At 62.0% G+C, this 14,987-nt stretch carries 14 protein-coding genes; 1 reads left to right on the top strand and 13 read right to left on the bottom strand.

All coding sequences use genetic code 11. From position 1 onward, the window contains the following. Positions 1-39 precede the first annotated feature (39 nt). From B1A87_RS09655 to B1A87_RS09680, 6 genes are all read right to left on the bottom strand, one after another. Positions 40-1,095, bottom strand: a complete 1,056-nt coding sequence (locus B1A87_RS09655) for a maleylacetate reductase (protein WP_078029768.1) — start codon at positions 1,093-1,095, stop codon at positions 40-42. Then, a complete protein-coding gene (locus tag B1A87_RS09660) occupies positions 1,092-2,039 on the bottom strand; it encodes a dioxygenase (RefSeq protein WP_078029767.1) in 948 nt (315 codons plus the stop codon). The genes B1A87_RS09655 and B1A87_RS09660 overlap by 4 nt, the downstream gene beginning before the upstream one ends. A gap of 44 nt (positions 2,040-2,083) precedes the next feature. Beyond that, a complete protein-coding gene (locus B1A87_RS09665) occupies positions 2,084-2,812 on the bottom strand; it encodes an SDR family NAD(P)-dependent oxidoreductase (protein WP_078029766.1) in 729 nt (242 codons plus the stop codon). Between the two features lie 37 nt (positions 2,813-2,849). Then, the gene (locus B1A87_RS09670) at positions 2,850-3,893 is read right to left on the bottom strand and encodes an ABC transporter permease (RefSeq protein ID WP_078029765.1); all 1,044 of its coding nucleotides are present in this window, start codon (positions 3,891-3,893) and stop codon (positions 2,850-2,852) included. Positions 3,894-3,955: 62 nt separating this feature from the next. Continuing rightward, positions 3,956-5,485 (bottom strand): sugar ABC transporter ATP-binding protein, encoded by a 1,530-nt coding sequence (locus tag B1A87_RS09675; RefSeq protein ID WP_139362927.1) that lies wholly within the window; start codon positions 5,483-5,485, stop codon positions 3,956-3,958. 57 nt (positions 5,486-5,542) lie between these two features. Further along, positions 5,543-6,601: a sugar ABC transporter substrate-binding protein gene (locus tag B1A87_RS09680; protein ID WP_078029763.1), complete on the bottom strand. Its 1,059-nt coding sequence runs from the start codon at positions 6,599-6,601 to the stop codon at positions 5,543-5,545. 407 nt (positions 6,602-7,008) lie between these two features. Between B1A87_RS09680 and B1A87_RS09685 the strand changes: the two genes are divergently transcribed. After that, positions 7,009-7,764: a helix-turn-helix domain-containing protein gene (locus B1A87_RS09685; protein WP_078029762.1), complete on the top strand. Its 756-nt coding sequence runs from the start codon at positions 7,009-7,011 to the stop codon at positions 7,762-7,764. 205 nt (positions 7,765-7,969) lie between these two features. Here B1A87_RS09685 and B1A87_RS09690 read toward each other — a convergent pair whose 3' ends face one another. Genes B1A87_RS09690 through B1A87_RS09720 form a run of 7 tightly spaced genes read right to left on the bottom strand, consistent with a single transcriptional unit; the run spans position 7,970 to position 14,616 of the window. Then, complete coding sequence (locus B1A87_RS09690) at positions 7,970-8,407, bottom strand: nuclear transport factor 2 family protein (protein ID WP_221937573.1); 438 nt, start codon at positions 8,405-8,407, stop codon at positions 7,970-7,972. A gap of 34 nt (positions 8,408-8,441) precedes the next feature. Beyond that, entirely contained in the window at positions 8,442-9,242 is an 801-nt protein-coding gene (locus B1A87_RS09695; protein ID WP_078029760.1) for an SDR family NAD(P)-dependent oxidoreductase, read from the bottom strand. 39 nt (positions 9,243-9,281) lie between these two features. Continuing rightward, complete coding sequence (locus B1A87_RS09700; RefSeq protein WP_078029759.1) at positions 9,282-10,082, bottom strand: SDR family NAD(P)-dependent oxidoreductase; 801 nt, start codon at positions 10,080-10,082, stop codon at positions 9,282-9,284. A gap of 11 nt (positions 10,083-10,093) precedes the next feature. Beyond that, positions 10,094-11,110 carry a sugar ABC transporter substrate-binding protein gene (locus B1A87_RS09705; RefSeq protein WP_078029758.1) on the bottom strand — a complete coding sequence of 339 codons (1,017 nt, stop codon included), beginning with the start codon at positions 11,108-11,110 and terminating at the stop codon, positions 10,094-10,096. A gap of 8 nt (positions 11,111-11,118) precedes the next feature. Then, positions 11,119-12,111, bottom strand: a complete 993-nt coding sequence (locus tag B1A87_RS09710) for an ABC transporter permease (RefSeq protein ID WP_078029757.1) — start codon at positions 12,109-12,111, stop codon at positions 11,119-11,121. Positions 12,112-12,115: 4 nt separating this feature from the next. Continuing rightward, positions 12,116-13,129 (bottom strand): ABC transporter permease, encoded by a 1,014-nt coding sequence (locus B1A87_RS09715; RefSeq protein ID WP_078029756.1) that lies wholly within the window; start codon positions 13,127-13,129, stop codon positions 12,116-12,118. Further along, positions 13,126-14,616: a sugar ABC transporter ATP-binding protein gene (locus B1A87_RS09720; protein WP_078029755.1), complete on the bottom strand. Its 1,491-nt coding sequence runs from the start codon at positions 14,614-14,616 to the stop codon at positions 13,126-13,128. The genes B1A87_RS09715 and B1A87_RS09720 overlap by 4 nt, the downstream gene beginning before the upstream one ends. Positions 14,617-14,987: the final 371 nt, after the last annotated feature.

Consider the following 14,987-nt stretch of genomic DNA (forward strand, 5'->3'; position numbering starts at 1 on the left):
CTTTCTGTAGATTCAGGCAACAAGGAGCATCGAGGATTGTTAGACGTCGCTGCCATGAAGCGCGGCCGTGACAAGTTCGCGGATGCCCTCGGGTGTTACTTCCCGCGGGTTGGCATACGGGTTCCTAGTGGCGATTTCAACGATCTTGTCGATGTCGGATTCCTTCAGGCCCAGCTCGGCCAAGGACGACGGTGCACCGAGGGCGAGGCTTAGTTTCCGGAAGTGGGCCGCCGGGTTGTCTGCCCCGGTGGCGCGCTGCAGGGCCGCGATCGCCTGCGGGGCGTGCTGGGCGTTGTAGGCCAGGGCATAGGGAAGCACCACTGTGTGGGTTTCAGCGTGGGGAAGGTTGAAGGTCCCGCCGAGCGTGTGGCACAACTTGTGGTGCAGAGACATGGTCGTCGCACCCAACGTAGCTCCGCAGAGCCAGGCCCCGTACAGGGCATCGGAGCGCGCTTCGATGTTGGACGGGTCTTCGACGATCTTTGGCATTGCTTCGAGCAGGGCACGGGTGCCCTCCTCGGCCATCAGGGAGATGATGGGCGAACCGTCCGGCGCGTACAGCGCTTCCACGGCGTGGGCGATGGCGTTGAATCCGCTGGTGACCGACATCTTCACCGGGAGGGACACGGTGAGTTCGGGGTCGTAAATGACACTGGTGGGCAGAACCTTGGAGTCGCGTCCGGTCTTTTTCTCGCCGTCAGCGGTCAGGCCCCATACCGGCGTCATTTCGGAGCCCGCGTAGGTGGTCGGCACCGCAATGATGGGCTGGCCGAACTCCAGCGCGATGGCCTTGCCCAGACCGGTGGTGGACCCGCCGCCGACCGCCACGTACCCGTCGGCCTGGGCAGCAGCCGCTACTTCACGCGCTTTGTGGGCGGATTCGATGGGCACATGCATTTCAGCTTCTGCATGCACGCCGGCGCTGAGCTCGCCCAGCTGTTGTGAAACCCTTTCGGCCATATCCGCCTGGAAGGGGGTAGCCAGGACCAGGACACGCTTGAGGCCAAGGTTGACGACTTCGTCGTTAAGTGAGGCAAGCGAGCCAGCTCCGAAGCGGACGCGCATCGGAAGTGCCTGGTACTGAAAATCCTTCATCGGGTGTTCTCCTGTGCTTCGATAATCCGTGCAGTGGACGGGGACATCACGGCGGTGTTGATAATGTCCGGGTCGACGAGGTCGGGGTGGATGACAATGTCGATCACTGCCTCCATGAACGGTGAGGTGAGCCCGTAGCGGGCTGCATCGGCTTCTGAGGTGTTGGGCACGAATTCGGCGATCAGGCTCTGCTTCACGGCGAAAACGGCGTCTGAGTCGATGTAGTCGCTGCCGGCAACAAAGATGTGGGTCGTCAGTTCCCGGAAACCCGGCGCGGTGACGATGAAATGGATGTGCGCCGGCCTGTTCGGGTGCCGGTCAGTCGCGTGCAGCAGGTCCCCGACAGGCCCATCGGTCGGGATCGGGTAATAGCTGGGGATGACGCTGCGGAAGTAGAACTCTCCGGCGGCGTTGGACGTGAACAGGCCCCGGCCGTTGCCGATGCTTTGGATGCCGGGTTGCTGGACGTCGTAGAAGCCTTTGGTGTTTGCCTGCCAGATGTCGATGGTGGCATTGGGGACGGGCTCGCCGGTGACTGAGAGGATGCGGCCCCTGACCAGGCAGATGTCTCCTTCGCTTTCCGGGGATGCATTCTCGCCCAGTTCACGATTTGGGGATTCGACCATGTGGAAGGGGCCCAGGACAGTGGAGTCGGTGGCGTCCGGAGTTTCGGCGTCGTTGAGCGTTTCCACCATCATGGACACGCCCAGCACGTCGGAGAGGAGGATGAACTCCTGTCGGACGGAGTCGCACTTCTGGCCTGTGGCGGTCAGGAAGTTGATGGCGGTTTCCCATTCTTCGATCGTGGGTTCGATCTCCCTGACGAAGTTGTGAAGGTGGGTGGTGAGGCTGGTCAGGATGGTCCGAAGCCGGTCATCCGGGGTATTGCGGAAACTGTCGATGACAGCGGCAGTCAGTGTTTCGGGGCCGAGATCCGTGCTCATGGTGCTGTTCCTTCCTTAGAGCTGGGGCGGCTGGTAAGGGGTGCTCAGATGTTGGTGAATCCGCCGTCGACAACGAGCTGTGCGCCGGTGATGTAGGAGGCCTTGTCGGAGGCGAGATAGACGATCGCATCGGCGACTTCGCTGGCCTTTCCGGCCCTGTGCATGGGTGTCTTGGCAATCAGTTCATCGGAAATTGCCTGATCCTGGTTTTCCGTCAAGGGTGTTGTGATCAGCCCGGGGTGGACCGAGTTCACGCGGATCCCCTGCGCTGCCCAGGTGGCGGAGGCGTTCTTCGTCATCATGGTCACCGCACCCTTGGAGGCCTGGTAGGCGGCGACGCCTGCTGCTCCGACAAGTCCCCAGATGGACGAGACATTCACGATGGATCCGGATTCCTGCGCCAGCATGACCGGTGCGACCGAGCGCATTCCCAGGAAGACACCGGTCTGATTGATGGAGATGATCCGGTGCCAGTCCTGAATGTCGATGTCCGTGATCGATTCGTACGATCCGACCAGGCCTGCATTGTTGACCAGGACGTCGATCCGGCCGTGGGCCTGGAGCACTTCTTCCGTGAGTGCCTTCCAGCCGTCTTCTTCGGCAACGTCGAGGTGCCGCCATTGGATGGCTCCGTCGGCTGCGTCACCGGCGGCTACGTCGGCTCCGTAGACGGTTGCACCCTGTGCCGCCAGTGCCAGTGCTGTGGCGTGGCCGATGCCGCTGGCCGCGCCGGTGACGATGGCGACTTTACCGTCGAAGGATGATGAACTCACGGTGTGTGCTCCTTGCTTTCCAGAGTGGCGGGATTGGTTAGACGACGCGGCGGGTGCGCCGGGAACCGGCCAGGTAGTTGAAGATCAGGGCGCTGAGGATGATGAGGCCGTAGATGGCCTGGATCCAGAACGAGGGCACCTGGGACAGGACGAGGATGTTCTGGATGATACCCAGCAGCAGCACGCCGCTGAGCGCGCCGATCATGGAGCCCTTGCCACCGTTGAGGCTAATGCCACCGATGACGGCCGCTGCGAAGACGGTGAAGATGAGGCCGTCGCCCTGGTTGGCGGTCACGGAAGCGATACGGCCGGTGAGCATGAGGCCGGCGAACGCGGCGATGACGGCGCCGGCGACGAATACTCCGATGGTCAGACGCAGCGTCTTGATGCCTGCTGCTGCGGCGGCAGCGTTGTTGCCGCCCATGGCGTAGAGCTTGCGGCCGACCGGGTGGCTGCGCATGAAGATCGCGGCGGCGACCAGGAAGATCACGAAGAGCCAGATCTGGATGGAGATGCCCAGCCACTTGGTGTTGCCGAGGGCGAGGAATTCAGCGGGCAGCCCCGAGAGGGTCTTGCCACCGGACAGGCCCATGGTCAGGCCACGGAGCAGGGTGAGCATGGCGAGGGTGACCATGAAGGCGTTGAGCTTCAGCTTGCCGACAAGGAATCCGTTGATGAGTCCGATGACGATACTCAGGACGAACATCGCAGCGAACGCACCCCACGGCGACCATCCCCATCCGGAGCCGCCGACCGCGGCGGGCAGGACCAGCCAAACGGCAAGCATCGGGGCCAGGCCCACGACGGATTCGAGGGAGAGATCGAAGTATCCGGAGATCAGGATGATGCTTTCAGCGATCACGACGATCCCAAGCACCGCAGAGGTAACAAGGACGTTGTTCAGGAGATTGTTCGCCGTGAGGAACTGCGGGGACAGGATGGCCCCGATCACCATCGCCAAAATAATGGCGGGCAGCAGCGCGAGCTCACGGGCCCAGCCGGACGAGCGGGCTTGATCAATGATGTTGAGGGGCCGGCGGCTGGTCGGCGTACCCGCAACGGTCGGGGTATGCGTGGACATTGGACTTTCTCCTTGGTTCTTTGACTCTGTGGTCGTGGGCTGCAGGGGCTGGGCGGACGTTTTCATGCCGCTGCCTCCGCCCCTTGAATGGCGCCTACGAGTTCCCACTCTTCGTAGCCGGCGTTGAGTTCGGCGTGGATTTCGCCCTTGTACATGACGATCACCCTGTCGCAGATTTCCAGGTCGGTGTCGTCGGTGGAGACGATCAGTAAGGACCGTCCGCTGTCGCGCAGTGCCCGGAGTGATTCGTAGATGGATTCCTTGGCCGTCACGTCCACACCGGCGGTGGGGTGGACGAGGACAAGTGTGTCCGGGTTGGAAGCCAGCGCCCGTGCAAGCACGACTTTTTGCTGGTTGCCTCCGGAGAGCTCTTCGACGGCCTGGGTCGGTCCGTCGCATTTGATGGCCCATGCCCCGGAGAGTTCTGTGAAGCGTTCGCGGCGGCGGCCTGAGCTAATAAGGCCCCCGCGGCCGCGAAGCCGGTCAACTATCGTCAGGGTGGCGTTCTCTTCAACGGACAGTTCCGGGACGTAGCCATTAACGTGGCGGTCTTCGGGAACAAAGCCCACACCCGCGTTAATGGTCTTGATGACATTTCCCTGGCCGAGGGTGTGGCCGTTATGGTCAACGGTGCCCTTATCCAGTGCCAGCTGGCCGGCAATGGCCTGTGCAAGCTGGACGTGACCTGCCCCGTCGAGGCCTGTAAGGCCCACACATTCCCCGGCACGGACTGTCAGGTTGGCTGCCAGGACTCGGGAGCCGACGGCGGCGCCGGTCACGGTGAGGCGCGTCTCGCCCAACTGGTCCTGGCGGCGATGCTCAGCCGCAATCTCTTTCTTTGCCGCCGCAGCTTCTTCCTCGCTTACTCCGGCCATGACGTTGACGATCCGGTTGACCGTAAGGTCCGCCGTCTGTGCGGTCAGGACGTCGCGTCCGTCACGCAGGATAGTGACAGAATCACAGACCTTGAAGATTTCCTCCAGATGATGGGACACATAAATAACGGTGACCCCGCGCTGGCGCAGGCTGTTGATCTGGGCGAAGAGTTCATGCGATGCCCCTTCATCCAGGCCGGCCGTCGGTTCGTCCAGAAGGAGGATCCGCGGTCCCCGGGACAGTGCCCGGCATACTTCGACGATTTTCTTTTCCAGCGGTTCAAGGTCAGCGACCGTCTTGTCGACAATGCGCTCGTAACCCCAGTCCTTGAGTTGGTCAGTGGCCGTCCTGCGGATCGCAGGCCAGTCCACGCTCCCCCACCGCTTGCGCGGGTAGGCACCCAGGCTGATGTTTTCCGCCACCGTCAGTTCCGGCACGAGGGTGCTTTTCTGATAGACGCAGGCGATGGAATCGGATCCTGGCCCTTCGGTGACTTCACCGTTGGCGCCTTGGATGTGGATGCTGCCGGCGTCCGGAGTCACCAGACCGGTAAGCATCGCAATCAAGGTGGACTTTCCGGCACCGTTCCGGCCGAGAAGGGCCCGGGATTCGCCTGAACGGACGATCAGGTTGGCATCTGTCAACGCCTGGGTCGATCCGAAGGACTTCTGCAGCCCTCGGATCTCGATGGCGTTCTGGATATTGGCTGTGACCACGATGTCACCCTTTCTCAAATTCAGTCTTCACCCTGGCCCCACTCGGCCGGGAGGAGGCTACTTCTTGTTGCCCCAGAGATTCTGGTCCTCAACGTTGTCTTTGGTGATGACCGGGGACGGAAGCATGTCGGCAAGGTTGCCCTTGTAATCGACGATTTCGCTGCCGTGCTCGGACGGACCGACCTTGTATTCCTTGCCGGCGATGGCGTCCTTGAGATACTGGACTCCGTACTTGCCGTAGAGGTCCACGGGCTGGGAAACAACAGCGTCAACGTGACCTGAGCGGATGGCATCCAGGGATCCCTTGGAACCGTCAATCGTTACCAGCGGGATGTGTCCGGGCTGACCGGCGGGAACCCACTTGCCCTGGCCTTCCATCACGGTCTGCACGCCGGAGAGCATGACGGAGTCGCTGGCGAGGAAGACAGCGTCGACCTTGGAGGTGCTCAGAACTGTCTGGGCGTTTTCCACGGCCTTCGCGGATTCCCAGTTGGTGTCCTTCTTGATGATTGAGATCCCGGAGAACTTGGCCTTCATGCATTCGCTGAAGCCCTTGTCGCGGTCGAATCCGGAAGTCGTTGACAGCGCGCCGTGCAGTTCCAGGACCGTGCCCTTGCCGCCGGTCAGCTTGCCGATCTGTTCACAGACGCTAGTGCCCATGGCAACATTGTCCGCCCTGATGTTCATGTAGATTTTGCCGCCATTGGCTGCGGTGTCCACGGTCACGACGGGGATGTTTGCGGCGTTCGCGGCCTGGATGGCCGGGATGATGGCATCACTGTCCCGGGGTATAGTCACCAGGCCTTTCACGTCCTGTGAAATCAGGGTGTTGATGTCGGTCACCTGCTTGGCGGGGTCGCCCTCGGCATTGGACGCCGGGAGCATGTTCAGGCCATTCGAATTGGCCTCGGTAACGACGGAGTCCACCAGACCTGCCGTGAAGGGATTGTCGAGGACACCTGCTGAGAAGCCGACGGTGGGGTTGCCGTCGCTTCCCGATGACGCACCCCCGCCGCAGGCGGAGAGCGCCAACGTGGCGCCTGCGAGCACGGCGACACCAAGGTGGCGGCGGCTCAGTTTGAATGCGGAGGCGCCTTTGCGATCCTGCACCATCATTTGCTCCTAATTAGAAGGTAGACATACACAGTGGAACTCTGGCTCCGGTGCTGCCCGTCCTCGACTTCGAGTCCGGCGCTTCCGGAAGCCTTGGCCGCTGCGCCGACCGGCCGGGGAGATCCCCCGCCGTTATCAGCTCTCGCGGCTTCATCACCCTTCAAATGTAAAGTGATACACCCCACAGTGTCAAGTAATACAGCACATACGACTTTACACTCGGCCCCTCCGCACCCTTCCATGATCCTTTTCCGGCGTAATAACTGTGAAGTCTGGGCAATGATGCGGTAGAGAAGCTAAACTAGTGTGTACGCGCACTGTACATCTATGGCTGGTTCCCCGGCCCCGTGGTGGACAGACATATCAGCGGTCCCTTCTTTTGACGGACTGGATCGCCGGAAAGGCCGAGGATGAGCATTCAAGCCACTGCACCGGTGACCCAGGAGGGTCGTGCCCAACTGGGCAGTCAGCTCAGGGCTGCCAGGACCAAGGCGAAGATCTCCCTCAGGGAGCTCTCCCGCAGGGTCGGCATCTCCGCGAGCTTCATGTCACAGGTCGAGTTGGGCCGTGCCGTCCCTTCCATCGGAACCCTGTACACCATCGTTTCGGAGCTTGGCCTCTCCTTGGACACGCTCATGAGTGGTGAGCACTCGGCTCCCGCCCCGGAAGGAAATGGCGCAACCGTTGATTCAACTGCCAGCGAGCTGGCCGGCCTTTCCGTCTTCGCCCCGTCTGCAGGCACGGCAATCCCGGGAATCCAGAGGGCCGGGGACCGTCCAGAGATCAACATGGGAGGCGTCCGCTGGGAGCGGCTCACCGAACGGGCCGACCCTTTGGTCGAGTTCCTGCGGGTGACGTACGCGCCCGGGAGCGAGTCCTGCGCCGCGGACGCCCTGATGCGCCACCCCGGATGGGAGTACATCCATATCCTTTCCGGCCGGCTCAACGTCCAGGTCGCCTTCGACAGCGATGTTCTCGGGCCTGGAGACAGCATGAACTTCGATTCCAACGTGCCGCACCGTCTCAGCAACACCTCCGGTGAGGACTGCGTAGCCATCTGGGCCGTGGTCGGCCGTCAAGGCTTCGCCCATCCCCTCGACCTGGCCAGGGCCGGACAGGGATCGAACGGTGAGGACTCCGCGACGACGGAACACTCCCACTCTTAGCATTCCTCCCCTTTCATGGCATGGACGTGTCGTGCCTTCAGTGCGGATGCGTTCGTTCGTTTGTGAGTGTCAACCGGGGCAATACAAAAGGGCACGCTCCTCGCCTTGCGCACCGCCTGCTAAGACGTGGAGGCGGTAGACGTCAAAAAGAGTGCCGGCGACGTGTGTCGCCGGCACTCTTTTGGCTTTGCGGGCCTAGGGCACTTTAGACATTTGAGCCCGCGGAGGCGGTTGTGCCTTCCTGACCGAGGGCCGCCTGCACAGGCTTGGGCGTCGGCTGGTAGGCCAGCAGCTTCCAGGATGAACCCACGCGGATCCACACGGCCAAGGCGGCGTTGTCCAGTGCGGTACGCGTGCCCCGGATGGTCAGATCAGCGTGCATTTCTCCCATCACGAGGGCTACATCGCCCACTATTTTGACCTGCTCCACCGGATGATCGATCCGGTGATAGACGTACACACCCTGCCGGCACTTGTCGATGTAGCTCCTCAGGTCATCGCGTTCCCCGTTTGAATGCGCGTAGACGAGGTCCTCATGGCAAAGTTCAGCGAAGGCGTCGAAGTCAGACCTAAGCACGCACTCGTAGCGGCGGTCTTCGAGGGACAGGATCTCCTGTTCGTTTGCAGAATGGTGATCGGGCACGTGATGCTCCTTCCGATCCAGGGCGGGCTGAAGGCTAGATGAGTCCACGGATGCTGCCGCCATCCACGCCCCACACCGAGCCAGTGACGAAGCTGGTCACCGGGCTACAGAGCAAGGCGATAATGCGCGCAACTTCCTCCGGGGTGCCAAGCCGCTCCAAGGGAAGCTGGCGGAGCTTCATTTCGTGTTCGACGGCTGCCTGGGGGTCCATGCCGTGCACGGTGGCGAGCGTGTCTGCGAACCCGCCCGGCTTGGTCCAGAACGGCGTCCAGATGGGTCCGGGCGCCACGGCGTTGACCCGGATCTTCGGGCCCTCCGCGCGGGCAATCGATTTCGTCAGGGCCAAGACTGCGGCCTTGCTGGCGGAGTAGTCGACAGGCTGGGCTTCAGGTTGCCGGGCGAGGTCGGATGCGTTGTTGACGATGCACGGCGCCGCTGACTCGCGCAGGGCGGGCAGAGCGGCGCGGATGGCGCGCACGTAACTCATGAAGTTCAGCTCCATCGTGAGGGCCCAGTCCTCGTCGGTGATCTGCTCGAAGGTCCGGACTGCTCCAGAGCCGACGTTGTTGATGAGAAGGTCCAGGCCGCCGAGCTGGTCGATAGCCCCGGCAACAGCGTTGTTCGTGGCTTCACCCTGGGTGAAGTCAACAACGGTCGGGACGATCCGGCCAGGGTGGTCGGCGGCCAGTTCCTCAAGTTCGGTCAGAGCCGACTTGTCGATGTCCAGGGCTGCGACCGTGGCTCCTTCGGCTGTGAGCAGCAGGGCGGTGGCACGGCCAATGCCCAAGGCAGCGCCGGTGATGACGGCTTTTTTGCCGGTCAGTTCCAGTTCCATGAGTTGTACCTTTCGGTGGTTCGGTGTTCCTGTGGTGTTTTAGTTCTGATGCGCCGAAGAGCCTTCGGAGCCGGTCCGGAAATCAAAACCGGTTGTCAGGCCCCCGTCAGCTACAACGGTGGTGCCGAAGACGGCCGAGGACTCCTTGGAGAGCAGGAAAAGTGCCGAATTGGCGACTTCATCCGCTCCGGTGATGCGTCCGAGGGGCTGCCGCGCCTCACGGGTGGCCAGGAATTTCTGCGGGTCACTGGCCGAGGCCAGGTGGCGTTCGAAAAGTCCGGCCCGCATGGGCCCCGGTGCCAACAGGTTGAATTGGATGCCCGTGCGGGCGTAGTCCAAAGCAATGGTGCGAACGGCTCCGGTGAGGGCGGCCTTGGACGACGCATAGGACGCCAGTTGCTGTTCCGCGAAGTGGGCATCGACGCTGGTCACCACGACCACGGAAGCGTGCTCCGCTTTCTGCAGGTGCGGCATCAGCGTTTTGAGGGCGATGACGTTGCCGAGGACGTTCACTTCCCAGGTCCGCCTCCACGACTCCAGCGTTTCTTCCTCAAGCGTGCCGACACCAAGGATCGCTGCTGCGGCGATCAGCCCCAGTGATCCGTTGGCGCCTGCAGTGGCCGTTTTGGCTACTTCCTGCCAGGTCGCCTCTTCTGCGACGTTGCCGACGATGTGCTGGTACCGGGGGTGGTCCGTCAACTCTGCGGGGCTGCCTCCGAGGTCGACACCGAAGACGTGGCTTCCCGCTGACAGCAGTGCCTTCGCGCATTCCAGGCCCAACCCACTGGCTGCGCCCGTGACGATGACATGGTCGGGAAGAGTGAGTGTCCAGTCAGTCATAAATTTCTCCGTTACTTGCCTACTGCTGCAGCGCAGTCAGCAAGGTTGGCTTTGGTGATCATCTTGGGGGTCAGATAGCTGTTCTTCTCCACACTCTTGCCTTCGAGGACATCAATGACAGCCTTGGCGGCGTACTCACCATCCTCGATGGGGCTTTGCAGAACCGAGGCGTACTGGATTCCCTTTTCAATGCCGGTGTAACCCTCGGTGGAGCAGTTCGATCCGACCATGGCCAGGTCCGTGGATTTCAGGCCGGCCCGGTCAGCCGCGACGATGGCGCCGGCGAGCATGTTGTCTGCCTGGGCGTAGATGCCGCGAAGGTTCTTGTTCCCGAACTGGGTGATGAGGCTGGCAGCTGCGGATGTGGCCTGGGTCTGATCCCAGTTGCCCGGCTGTGAACCGGCGATGGTGATTCCAGGGGCCAACTTTGCCAGTTCGTCCTTGAAGCCTTTGGTGCGGTTGATGGCCGGCGGGGTTCCGGGTACACCTTCGACGATAACGACCGAGCCCGAGTCGCCGAAGCCTTTCTCTTTGAAGCCGGCGATCATGGCCTTGGCGGCCTCCTGGCCGTTGGCGTAGTCATCGGGCCCGGTGAAGGTGTTCCAGAGGCTGTCATCGTCGGACTGCGGGTGTGAGTTGGTGACGACTACCGGGATTTTGGACTGCTTGAGCCGCTGCAGGGACGGCATGATGGCGGTCGCATCGGCGGGCCACAATACAACGGCGTCAGGGCGCGTGCTGATGGCCTGGGTGACCTGCTGGGCCTGTTCGGCAGCGTTGAAGTCGTTGACGACGACCGTCACCTGGACGCCTGCGGCTTCGGCGACCTTCTTGAATTCTTCGGTGTGCTTGGCGCAGTAATCACAGCTCTGGGCGACCGTCAGCAGGGTCACCTTCTTGCCTTTGACGTCGGTTGAACCGCCCCCGGCGTTCGGGGCTGCTGCCGGCGTTGATCCACAAGCTGCCAGGAACAGTGCAGAGGTGAGGGAAAGGGCGACAGCCAGTCTCTTCATTGAGGTGGTTTTCATGGTGATCCTTAGTGGTTGGTTGGTACGCGGTGTTGGGAGGTGGACATGCTGTTCTCGACCGACTTGTTGACGATGCGGTTCAGCGGGCGGTCGATGACAACGATGAGGAGGAGAATTCCGCCGTTGATCAGCTGGATGATGGCGGTTGATGTGCCTTGCAGGCTGAGCCCGTTGCCGACCACGGCCAGCAGCATGGCTCCGGCGGCGACGCCCGGGATACTGCCCTTGCCACCGGTCAGCGCGACACCGCCGATAATCGCCGCGGTGACGGCCTGCAGGAGGGTCGCTTCATCTGATCCGGGCGCCCCTGAAGCCAGGGTCAGTCCCTGAAGGGCGCCTGCCACGCCGGCGAACAGACCGGAGATAACGAACGCCAGGATCAGGACACGGGTCACCGGAAGGCCGGACGCTGCGGAGCGCTGGCGGTCACTTCCGACGGCCCGGAGTTTCATGCCGGACCACGTCTTGGCCATGAACCATCCCGCGGCCACGACGAGAACCACGTGCAGCAGTGCACGGGGTGAGACGATCTCGGCGATGGCCTGGTCCAGCCAGAGCCCCGGTTCAAAGTCGGTGAGGGTGACGATCTTGCCGGCGGCCACGGCGAAACCCAGACCAATGGTCAGCACCAGGGTCCCGACGGTGACGGCAAGGGACGGTACGGCATAGTGGGCGGTGAGCCAGCCATTCAGGACCCCCACTGCGACCGTGACGGCGATGGCGGCGGCGACGCCGAGGGGTATACCGGCGGTTTCACCTACCTTGACCGCGATGAGCCCGGCCAAAGGGATGGTTCCGGCGATGGAGAGGTCGAATTCACCGGCGATCATGACGATCGCGAGACCGGTTGCGACCAGAGCCAGGACGGCGAAGGACTGCAGAAGCGAGTAGAGGTTGCCGGCGTTGAGGAAGGCCGGGTTGGTCAGTGCGAAGGCGATGAATGCGAGGACTGCCAGCGACCATGCCAGAAGTGTCCGGAAGTGCCAATAGATTCTAACCACGGGATCAGCGCTTTCTTCCTGATTGACGGTTGGATGCGATGCCGGTTGCTACGACGGCCAGCAGGACGAGGACGCCCTTGAAGATGAGCTGGACTTCGTAGCTGAGCCCGAGCAGGACCAGTGCATTGCCGAGCAGGCCGACGAGGACGGCCCCGGTTGCAGCGCCGACGGGATTCCCTGTTCCGCCTTTGACGCTGACGCCGCCGACTACGACAGCCGTGATGGCATCGAAGCCGAAGGTGCCGCCCAGCTGGAGGTTTCCTTGTCCCGATTCAGAGGACAGCAGCCCGCCGGCCAGGCCTGCCATGGCGCCCGAGGCGATAAAGGCAAACAGGATTACCGGCCAGGCGCGCATTCCTGAGACAAGGGCTGCTTTTTCGTTCAGGCCCACGAGGGTTACCCTCCGGCCCAGCACGGTGTAGCGGTGCGTCCACCAGGCGAGCACTGTGAGGACAAAGAAGGCAAGCACCTGGACGGGGATGACGCCGAAGATCGTTTGTCCAAAGACGCTGGCGTCACCTGCCCCCTGCACGTTGCGTCCACCGGTCACGATCTGCGCGAAGCCAATAAGAATTGCTGCGGCTGCGATGGTCGTGACGATGGGGTCGGTGCCCAGGCGCCCGACGAAGAACCCCTGTATTGCACCGGCGAGGGCCCCGAACAGGACGGCGGCCGCCATGGCGGTCCATGGACCGGTGTGGAGGATGGAGGCGAAGACGATGGTAGACACCGCGACCATCGCACTGACGGACAGGGCGAATAGCCTGCCGACGATGGTGATGATACTCAGGCCGACGGCGGCAATTCCCACCAGGGCAACTGAGAGGAACAGTGCACGCAGGTTGGTGACCGTGGCGAACTCATTGACGAAAATGCAAGCCAGGATGAACAGCAGGACGGTGGTTACGGCGATGATGGCTGAACTGTCCGTCATGATCCGTTTGATGGTTTCAGCAACGGGTGTGGCTGGTGATGACGGTTTTTGTACCGTCGACCGTGCCGCGATTTTGGTGTTCATGCTTTGGCTCCGTGAAGGATTTCGGTGAGGATCTGGGAGTCCGTGACATCGGTTGTATGGTTGCTGCTGACCGGGCGGCCGCGGAACATGGTGATGACCCGGTCGGCCAGTTCGCGAAGCTCGACGATGTCGCTCGAATAAACGATGACGATGACGTTGTTCGCGGAGAGCTGCCGGAGTGCACGATAGATTTCCGCGCGGGCACCAATATCCACGCCACGGGTCGGCTCGTTCAGGACCAGAACATCGGGTTGAGTGGCAAGGGCCCTGCCGATTGCGATCTTCTGCTGGTTGCCGCCGCTGAGGGATCCGACGGGAACCCGGATGCGTGACGGGTCGAAGGCCACCTTTGAGGCAATGGAACGGGCGAGGTCCGTTTCCAGCTCTGCCCTGAGGGTGCCCAGCCGGCTCACGCCGGCCAGTGCGCCCGAGCTGACGTTCTGGGCGACACTGCCGCTGAGGAAAACACCCTCCAGGACACGGTCCGCGGAAACGTAGGCAATCCCGTGTTTCTGGGACTTGGGTCGTGTCAGGGCGGACAGCTGAATCTCGTTCAGTTGAATGTCCCCCGCGGTCACGGGGATGAGGCCGACCAGGGCTCGAACAACGTCATCAGCTCCGGAGCCTATCTGGCCAAAGAGCGCGGTGACCTCCCCGGCCTGCGCGGTGAAAGACACGTCCGAGAAGCGGTGCCCGGAGGCCAGTCCGCGGATGTTCAGCTTCCGACGGCTTTCCGGAGCAAAGTTTTCCTTGACGTGGATGGCCTCCCCCGCTGTGTGTTCTTCGCCCAGCATGTGAGTAACAACCGAATCCATCGTGAAATCGGCCGTCGGGCCGCTGGCCACCACGCTGCCGGAACGCATGATGGTGATCCGGTCAGCCAGCCGGAAGACTTCGCCCATCCGGTGGGTGATGTAGACGATTGACCGTCCGCCTGCCACAAGCGACCTCACGACCTTATGGACGCTTGAGATTTCAATGTCGGACAGAGTGGCGGTGGGCTCATCCAGGATCAGGGTGCGGGCGTCGGCGACGAGCCCGCGGGCGATCTCAAGCAGTTGGCGTTTGGCCAGCGGCAATGCCTCCACGGGCATGTCCAGATCCAGGTCTTCAAGACCCGCAGAAGCCAGCGCGGACTGCATCCGCTCCTGCAGTTTTTCCCTACGTACTAAAAGACCTGAGGTCCGGCGCATGCTGAGAGCCATGTTGTCGCGGACCGACAGCTCGGGGATCACTGAGAGTTCCTGGAACACCATGGCAACATCGGTTGATTCGGAGCCTCCCGGGAATGTCACCTCGCCGGCATCGGCGGTAACTACACCGGCTATCACTTTGACCAGGGTGCTCTTTCCGGCACCGTTTTCTCCCAGCAGCGCGTGCACTTCGCCCGCCCGAAAGTCCACGGAAACGTCGTTGAGCGCCTTCGCCCCGCCGAAGCTCTTGCTGATCCTGCTCACAGAAAGCAGGACCTCGGTACTAAGGACCACTTTGACCTCATTCCGTTTGATTGGTTCGTGGACGACGTTAAGTGATCCAACACACAGGTGTCAAGTAAAAGATTACATGTGTACCAATCCTGTAAACCTCCGGCCACGGGTCAACGCGTCATGGAAACGACCTTAGAAAGCGCGTTCTCCTGCGAATTATGGCCCGTTCCTCTGCTGAATACGTGGTGAGAGAAGGCTGGTCGCAGGCTCTGTCGCGCGATCAGGCCCGCGAATTGTGTCAACTATCAGTTGACGCGCCAGCCTGCTGTGACTTACCTTGGAATGAGGCTGGGCCAAGAATCATCAGCTCAGGTTTGGCTTTCCCTAACGAAGGCCCGGCTCAACGTCGTGAAGAAGCAGCGTTGGGCGTG

The organism is Arthrobacter sp. KBS0703, assembly GCF_002008315.2.
Lineage (GTDB): Bacteria > Actinomycetota > Actinomycetes > Actinomycetales > Micrococcaceae > Arthrobacter.